Below are 7,480 nucleotides of genomic sequence, written 5' to 3' on the forward strand. Positions count from 1 at the left end.
CGGCCCGCGTCGGCGAGCGCGCGGCGCAGGATCAGGTCGACCTGGGCGTTGAGGCTGCGCAGGTCGTCGGCCGCCCACCGCGCGAGCGCGTCGTGCACCGCGGGGTCGAGGCGGAGCAGCACCTGCCGGCGCTCACGCCGCGGGGGCGTGGCGCCGACCGGCTCGGTGCTGCTCTCGCCGGGGGTCACCGAGGACTCACGAGTAGAGCGAGCCCGCGTTGACGACGGGCGTCGCACGGCTCTCGCCGCACAGGACGACGAGCAGGTTCGACACCATGGCGGCCCGCCGCTCGTCGTCGAGCGACACGATCCCGTCGCGCTCGAGGCGTCCGAGCGCGTCCTCGACCATGGACACCGCACCCTCGACGATGCGCTCGCGGGCGGCGATGATCGCGCCGGCCTGCTGACGCTGGAGCATCGCCTGGGCGATCTCGGGCGCGTACGCGAGGTTGGAGATGCGCGCCTCGATGACCTCGACACCGGCGATGACGACGCGCGCCGCGACCTCGGACGCGATCTCGCCGGACACGAGGTCGGTCGCGCCGCGCAGCGACCGCTCGCCCGCGTCGGCGTCGTCGTAGGGGTGCGACATCGCGACGTGGCGCAGCGCGGACTCCGACTGCACCTTGACGAAGCCCTCGTAGTCCTCGACCGCGAAGGTCGCGCGCGCGGTGTCGGTGACCTGCCAGACGACGATGCACGCGATGTTGACGGGGTTGCCGTCGGCGTCGTTGACCTTGAGCTCGCTCGTCTCGAAGTTGCGGACCCGGACGGAGACCTTCTTCTTGGTGGTCAGCGGCACGGTCGCGACGAGCCCGGTGCGGCGGATCGTGCCGAGGTAGCGGCCGAAGAGCTGGACGACCTTGGTCTGCCCGGGGCTGATGACGGTGACGCCCGACGGCACGAACAGCGACACGACGAGCAGGAGCACACCGAGGCCGCCGAGGCCGGGCGAGTCGTCGGCGTCGGCGAGGGCGATCAGGACGATGCCGAGCGCGATGAGCCCGAAGAACAGGAGCAGGACCAGCAGCGCGACGGCCGTGCCGCCGGACGGTGCGGGGCGTTCCACCACCTCGACGCGCGCCCCGGCGTGGCCGACGGGACGGCCGCTGGGGTCGCCGCCGACGGAGTCCTGCGGGGGCGTGGTCGGGTCGGGCATGGTGCTCAGCTCCTCGGGTCCGGCGCGCCGTCGGCGCGCGACACCTAATGTGATATCACATTAGCGAGGAGTGGGGAATGCCGACCTGGCCGCGTCAGTCGTCGGACGAGAGCCTGCTGCGCAGCAGCCCGAACACCTTCCCCATGTTGACCGTCCAACCCACCCCGAACACCTTCGGGCCGATCAGGTGCTCCGCCTCCGGGTCCCAGACGCGCTCCTTGAACCGCTCGACCGTCGGCATCCGGAACTCGTACGGCACGAACCCGATGACCTTGCCGTTCCACTCGCGCTCGTCGGCCGGGGTGCGGAGCTCCTTGACGACCGCCGTGACCGCGAGGGCCAGCGAGATCAGCCGGAGGATGCCTTGCAGGTCGGGCCGCCGGCGGGCGGCTTCGTCGTGGGACACGCTGCGCCTCCTGAGTCGTGGTGAGCCCATGATCCACCCGACGTCGTCAGCGGTGAAGGGTCACCCCGGCGCCACCCGCCGCGAGGTCGAGCACGCGGACGTGGTCCACCAGCATCGTCGCGGGCAGGGCCACGTCGTCGGCGTCGTTGCCCGGCCAGCGACCCCCGACGGCCAGGTTGAGCAGCAGGTGGAACCCGTGCCGGAACGGCCACGGCCCGGGCACGTCGTCGGGCGTCACGCGGTGGTACTCCGTGCCGTCCACGTCCCATGCGACCGCGTCGTCGGTCCACGTGACCGCGTAGGTGCGGAAGCCGTCGGCGAGCGGGGCGGGAGCCTCGTGCGACCCGCCCACTCCCCCGCCGATGCCCGCATAGCCGGGGCCGTGGACCGTCCCGTGCACCGTGCGCGGCTCGGCGCCGACGTGCTCCATGACGTCGATCTCCCCGCAGGCCGGCCACCCGACGTCCTCGAGGTCGTCGCCGAGCATCCAGAACGCCGACCACGTGCCCGCGCCGCGCGGCTGCCGGATCCGCGCCTCGACGCGACCGCGCCGCACGGTCAGCCGCCCCAGCGTCGTGAGCCGCGCCGACGTGATGTCGCCGTCGACGTCGCGTCGGGCCGTGATCGCGAGCCCACCGGCCCCGGTCAGGTGCGCGTTCCGCGTCGACGCGGTGTACCGCTGGAGCTGCTCGTCACCCCACCCACCGGCACCCGTCTCGTGCCGCCAGACGTCCGGATCGGGCGGGGCACCGGCCGGCCCGATGAACTCGTCGGCCCACAGGACCTGGCGCTGCTCCTCGCGCGTCATCCCGCCCCCCTCGTCCCGCCCGCTGCGTCGCGCCGATCGTCGACGCACGCCCGGGCGGTCGCAACCGCGCGCGCACGCCCGCCGGGAGAGAGCCCCGCCGGGTGCTAGCCCCGCTGGGTGGGAGCACAGGGAGCGGCGAGCGGGCCCGACGACGTGCCGGGCCCGCGCGTCGTCAGGACGTCGAGCGCGCGCGCACCCGGCGGACGAGCGCGAGAGCGCCGGCACGCAGGGGGCGTCGTGGCACGGAGGTCTCTCGTCACAGCTGCGGGGAGGGCGCTCGATGGGCCCGACGCCGTCGACGACTGTCCGTGACCTGCGCCGTTGTCACGGGCAACAGAGAGGGTGAAGTTCTTCGGGATGCAGCCCGACGGGGCCGGCACACATGGTGAGCGATTGCGCCGGGACGACGGACGGGCGCGGCACCTCGCGGTGCCGCGCCCGTCGCGGGGGAGACCTCAGCGGGTCAGGACGCCGAGCAGGTGATGCTGGGCCAGGTCCAGTTGCCACCGTGCTGGACGGTGAAGCCGAACGAGGTCGTCTGGCCGGCCGACAGCGCACCGCTGCCGCTCGGACGCATCGTCATGACGTTGCCGGACGAGTCCCACGTCGGGGAGCCGTTCCAGGTCGCGATGATCTTCTGCGGCGAGCGCACGGTCACCGTGGACTGCCAGCTGCTGATGTTGGTGTTGGCGCGGATGGTCACCGTGCCGTTGAAGCGGTCGTTCCACTTCTGGCCCTCGGAGTACGTCGCCGTGCAGCTCGGGGTGCTGCCGCCCGGGTTCGTCGGCGTGGGCGTCGGGTTCGGGTCCGTCGGCGTGGGCGTCGTCGGGTTCGGGTTGGGGTTGGTCGTCCCGCCCGCGTTCAGCTGGTTGAGGACGCTCGTGTAGGCGGCCTTCTTGTTGCCGGAGCCGTCGAAGAGCAGCGGCGTGCCCGAGGCGCGCCACGAGTCGGAGTCACGGACGCCCCAGACGGTGATGCCCGTGCAGCGCGCGACCGAGAGGCAGGCCTGCACGACGCCCTGGTACTGCTGCGCCTGCGAGGAGCCGGAGCCCTCGATGTCGAGCTCGGTGATCTGCACGTCGACGCCGAGGGCGGCGAAGTTGCGCAGGGTCACGTCGTAGTTCGACGGCACCGGGTTGCCCGAGTTGAAGTGCGCCTGGAAGCCGACGCAGTCGATCGGGACGCCGCGCGACTTGAAGTCGCGGACCATGTTGTAGACGCCCTGCGTCTTGGCGTGCGACCAGTTGTCGGTGTTGTAGTCGTTGTAGCAGAGCTTGGCGTTCGGGTCGGCGGCGCGGGCTGCGCGGAACGCGGCCTCGATCCAGTCGTTGCCGGTGCGCTGCAGGTTCGAGTCGCGGCGGCCGCCGGACGAGCCGTCGGCGTACGCCTCGTTGACGACGTCCCAGGCGTAGATCTTGCCCTTGTAGTAGGACGCGACCTGCGTGACGTGGTTGAGCATCGCGTTGCGCAGGTCGGTGCCGGACAGGTTCTGCATCCAGCCGGGCTGCTGCGAGTGCCAGGCGAGCGCGTGGCCGCGGACCTGCTTGCCGTTCTGGCGGGCCCAGTTCACGATCCGGTCGCCGTTGGAGTAGCTGAACTGGCCACGGTTGGGCTCCGTGGCGTCCATCTTCATCTCGTTCTCGGCCGTGATCATGTTGAACTCGCGGTTCGCGATGTTCGTGTACGTGCCGTCGCTCAACTTGTTCGCGGCGATGGCGGTGCCGAAGTACCGATTGGTCTCGGCGGCGGCGGCCTGCAGCGTGCTGCCGGCGGCGGCGGCCGGGACGGCGATCGTCACGGCCAGCGCAGCGGCGGCCAGACAGCCGGCGGCGGCGGCGAGACGGCCTCGCCGGTGCGTCGGGCGTGGGGTCGTCATCGAACCCTCCTTGGTGGTGGTCGGTGGCTCCAGCGGGAGCCGGCACGTCACCTTCACCGCGTCGAAACTGGCGGTCAACGCGCTTGACCGGTACGGAAAGTTGCGAAACCCAGAACGAAGCGTTTCAGCACACCTTCGGGTGACTTCACCGGTGTAGATGTGCACCTGAACGCGTGATCGGCCGGCCGGCAGATCGCAAAGCGTGGGATCGATCCCACGCGCTCGATCCGCAACTATCGGCTCGCTGTCCGTGCGCTTTCGACGGCACAGGTCGCAACATCGACCGACGGTCCGCAGGTCAGCGGCGGGTCGGGGTGCTCCCGCGCTCGATGATCCGCATGTCCGCGACGTGCAGCACCGGCTCCGCGGGGGCCGCTCCCGTCAGACGGCCGTGCAGCAGCGCGACGGCGACGTCGGCGATGTCGCGTCGACCCGGGTCGACCGTCGTCAGAGCGGGCATCGAGTACTGCGCGTCCTCGATGTCGTCGAAGCCCACGACCGCCACGTCGTCCGGGATCGAGCGGCCGCGCACCTGCAGCGCGTACATCGCCCCCAGCGCCAGCGCGTCGTTGAACGCCACGACACCGTCGACCTCGACGCCCGAGTCGAGCACGTCCTCCATCGCGCGCGCACCGTTCCCCCGGTGCCAGCCGTCGTCCGCCCAGCCGAGCAGCCGCGGGTCCACCGTGATCCCCCGCGCCGCGAGCGCCTCCCGGTAGCCCGTGAAGCGCAGGTTCGACGACCCCGCGGTCGGCGAGTGCAGCATGCCGATCACCGCGATCTGCCGACGTCCCGCGTCGAGCAGCAGGTCGGTCGCCGCGCGCGCACCCTCGACGTTCTGCATCGTCACGTGGTCGACCCTGGTCGAGAACATCTGCTCGCCCAGCAGCACCAGCGGGTAGCCGAGGTCGTCGAGCAGGTGCGCGTCCGCCTGCTCGAGCGCCGCCGGGCTGAACAGCAGGCCGTCGACGAGCTTGCGCCGCGGCTCGCGCAGCGCGGCGAGCTCGCCCTCGCGCGTGAAGCCCGTCGGCTGGATGAGCACGTGCAGCCCACGTCGGCGCGCGGCCTCGAGGATCTCGTCGGCGAGCTCGCCGAAGTACGGCTGGCCCAGCTCCGGGACGGCCAGGCCCACGACGCCCGTGCGACCCGACCGGAAGATCCGCGCCGTCACGTTGATCTCGTACCCGAGCTCGTCGACCGCGGCCATCACACGCTCACGCGTCGACTCGCGGATGTAGGGGTAGCCGCTCAGCACGTTCGAGACGGTCTTCGCGGACACGCCGGCGCGGCGCGCGACGTCGGCCATCGTCGCCACACCCCACCCCCTCGTTCCCGGGCCCCACGACCGCGCGGCCCGGAGAGGTCCGACGGCGCGGGCAGCCGCAATCTACCGGACCTCCGCGCGCCCGCCGGGGTCGTCCGGTCGCTCGTCGGCCCTGGTCGTGAGCCGGGGACGGTCAGCCGCCGGTCGTCGTGGCGCTCGTCGAGGAGCTCGACCCGGTCGCGGCCTCGGTGGTCGGCACGGACGGTCGGCGGACGCGGCTCGCCGAGACGCTCGAGTCGATGCGCTGGCGGCTGCGCTCCGCGGCCGACGAGATCGAGAAGGTGCACTTCGTCCGCCCCGCGCCCGGCCAGGCGCTCGAGGACCTCTGGGACGCACCCGCATGACCCGCACCTACGACCTCGTGCACCGCACGACGTACACCTACGCGCAGCCGGTCACGGACTCCTACGGCCGCACGACGCTCACGCCCCGCGACGTGCCGGGCCAGGCGTGCCTCGCGACGACGCTCGACATCGACCCGGCGCCCGCCGACACCGCCGCGCACGTCGACTACTTCGGCAACCGCACGACGTACTTCGGCGTCACCGAGCCGCACACGCGCCTCGTCGTGACGTCGCGGTCGACCATCGAGGTGTCCCGGGCGGCCGAGCCGGAGCCCGACCGGCTGCCCACGATGCCGTGGGAGGAGGTCGCCGAGTCCGTCCGCGACGGCGTCGCGACCGTCGACGAGCACGCGCTGGTCCGGCTGCGCGAGGCCCTGCTCCCGTCACCGCACGTCAGCCGCACGCCCGCGGTCCGGGACTTCGCGGCGCCCACCCTGACCCCGGGCCGCCCGATCGGCGAGGTGCTCGTCGACCTCGCGCACCGCATCCGCACCGAACTCGCGTACCGCTCGGGCTCGACGACCGTGCACACCACGCAGGACCAGCTCCTCGCGCAGCGGGCCGGGGTGTGCCAGGACTTCGCGCACCTCATGATCGCGGCGCTGCGGCTGCACGGCCTGCCCGCCCGCTACTCGTCGGGGTACATCGAGACCCGCCCGCCCGCGGGCCGCGAGAAGCTGCGCGGCGCCGACGCGTCGCACGCGTGGGTGTCGGCGTGGGCGCCGGGGGCGGGGTGGGTCGAGATCGACCCGACCAACGACCAGCTCGTCGACGACCGGTACGTGCTGCTCGGCTGGGGCCGCGACTACCACGACGTCCCGCCGCTGCGCGGCGTCATCTTCACCGAGGGCCGCGGCGCGCACCCGTCGGTCCAGGTCGACCTGGTGCCCGCGGGCAGCGACCCGTTCGTCTGACGCCCGCGGGCGTCGGCGTCCGCGCAGGTCCGCCCCCGGACGCAGGCGTCAGCGCGGGCCCGCCCCCGGACGGAGGGATCAGCGCGGGCCCGCCCCCGGACGGAGGGTCAGCGCAGGTCGCGCGCCCGGTCCGTGAGCTCGTCGGGCGTCACGACGAACCCGCCGCTGTCCACGACGGTCCCGCCCGCGACCCGCCACAGCGTCGCGGCGACCCGCGCGACCGAGGGGGTCACGCGCGACCGCGCGATGAGGTGCAGCTGCGACGGCTGCTCCTGGAGCAGCTCGGTCGAGTCCGGCGGCTGCCACGCGACGTGGTACGCCCACGTCCCGTACTGCCGTTGGTCGACGGTCGAGAGCACGAGCGGCACCTCGCGGGCGCGGGCCGCGCGGATCGTCACGACCCCGTCGTACTCGAACGCGGCGGCGACCGAGAACGGCTGCGCGGTCGGGTCGGACGGTGCGGGCTGCGGCGCGTCGGCAGGCCCGATGCGGGCACCGGCGAGCGCGGGCCGGACGAGCGGGACGACGGGACCGGCAGCGGGTTCCGGGCCATCCACCGCCACGTCGACGCCACCGAGCAGGACCTGCGCCTCATGCAGGACCTCATCGCCGCGAGCCCCTACCCGGACGCCGAGCTGCACATCACCGAG

8 protein-coding genes and 1 pseudogene are annotated in these 7,480 nt (G+C 72.9%); 2 read left to right on the top strand and 7 right to left on the bottom strand.

Annotated features, from left to right (window positions below; translation table 11 throughout):
- From HGA02_RS06585 to HGA02_RS06610, 6 genes are all read right to left on the bottom strand, one after another.
- Nucleotides 1-188 (bottom strand): type II toxin-antitoxin system antitoxin (locus HGA02_RS06585; protein ID WP_168678357.1); only part of this gene is annotated, 188 nt, incomplete at its 3' end.
- Between the two features lie 7 nt (nucleotides 189-195).
- Nucleotides 196-1,158 carry an SPFH domain-containing protein gene (locus HGA02_RS06590; RefSeq protein WP_168678358.1) on the bottom strand — a complete coding sequence of 321 codons (963 nt, stop codon included), beginning with the start codon at nucleotides 1,156-1,158 and terminating at the stop codon, nucleotides 196-198.
- Nucleotides 1,159-1,252: 94 nt separating this feature from the next.
- Nucleotides 1,253-1,564 carry a DUF5808 domain-containing protein gene (locus HGA02_RS06595; protein WP_168678359.1) on the bottom strand — a complete coding sequence of 104 codons (312 nt, stop codon included), beginning with the start codon at nucleotides 1,562-1,564 and terminating at the stop codon, nucleotides 1,253-1,255.
- A 46-nt stretch (nucleotides 1,565-1,610) separates the two neighbouring features.
- A complete protein-coding gene (locus tag HGA02_RS06600; RefSeq protein WP_168678360.1) occupies nucleotides 1,611-2,372 on the bottom strand; it encodes a glycoside hydrolase family 16 protein in 762 nt (253 codons plus the stop codon).
- A 463-nt stretch (nucleotides 2,373-2,835) separates the two neighbouring features.
- Nucleotides 2,836-4,248: a glycoside hydrolase family 10 protein gene (locus tag HGA02_RS06605; RefSeq protein ID WP_168678361.1), complete on the bottom strand. Its 1,413-nt coding sequence runs from the start codon at nucleotides 4,246-4,248 to the stop codon at nucleotides 2,836-2,838.
- Between the two features lie 298 nt (nucleotides 4,249-4,546).
- A complete protein-coding gene (locus HGA02_RS06610) occupies nucleotides 4,547-5,554 on the bottom strand; it encodes a LacI family DNA-binding transcriptional regulator (protein ID WP_168678364.1) in 1,008 nt (335 codons plus the stop codon).
- Between the two features lie 167 nt (nucleotides 5,555-5,721).
- On the opposite strand from HGA02_RS06610, the gene HGA02_RS06615 reads away from it, so the two are divergent.
- The gene (locus HGA02_RS06615) at nucleotides 5,722-5,916 is read left to right on the top strand and encodes a hypothetical protein (RefSeq protein ID WP_246247505.1); all 195 of its coding nucleotides are present in this window, start codon (nucleotides 5,722-5,724) and stop codon (nucleotides 5,914-5,916) included.
- On the top strand, nucleotides 5,913-6,830 hold the full coding sequence (locus HGA02_RS06620; protein WP_168678362.1) for a transglutaminase family protein: 918 nt from the start codon (nucleotides 5,913-5,915) through the stop codon (nucleotides 6,828-6,830). The genes HGA02_RS06615 and HGA02_RS06620 overlap by 4 nt, the downstream gene beginning before the upstream one ends.
- A 107-nt stretch (nucleotides 6,831-6,937) precedes the next feature.
- On the opposite strand, the pseudogene HGA02_RS06625 reads toward HGA02_RS06620, so the two are convergent.
- Nucleotides 6,938-7,480 (bottom strand): annotated as a pseudogene (locus tag HGA02_RS06625) (hypothetical protein); the annotation flags it as partial.

It is taken from the genome of Cellulomonas septica, from assembly GCF_012396155.1.
GTDB classification, from domain to species: Bacteria; Actinomycetota; Actinomycetes; order Actinomycetales; family Cellulomonadaceae; genus Cellulomonas; species Cellulomonas septica.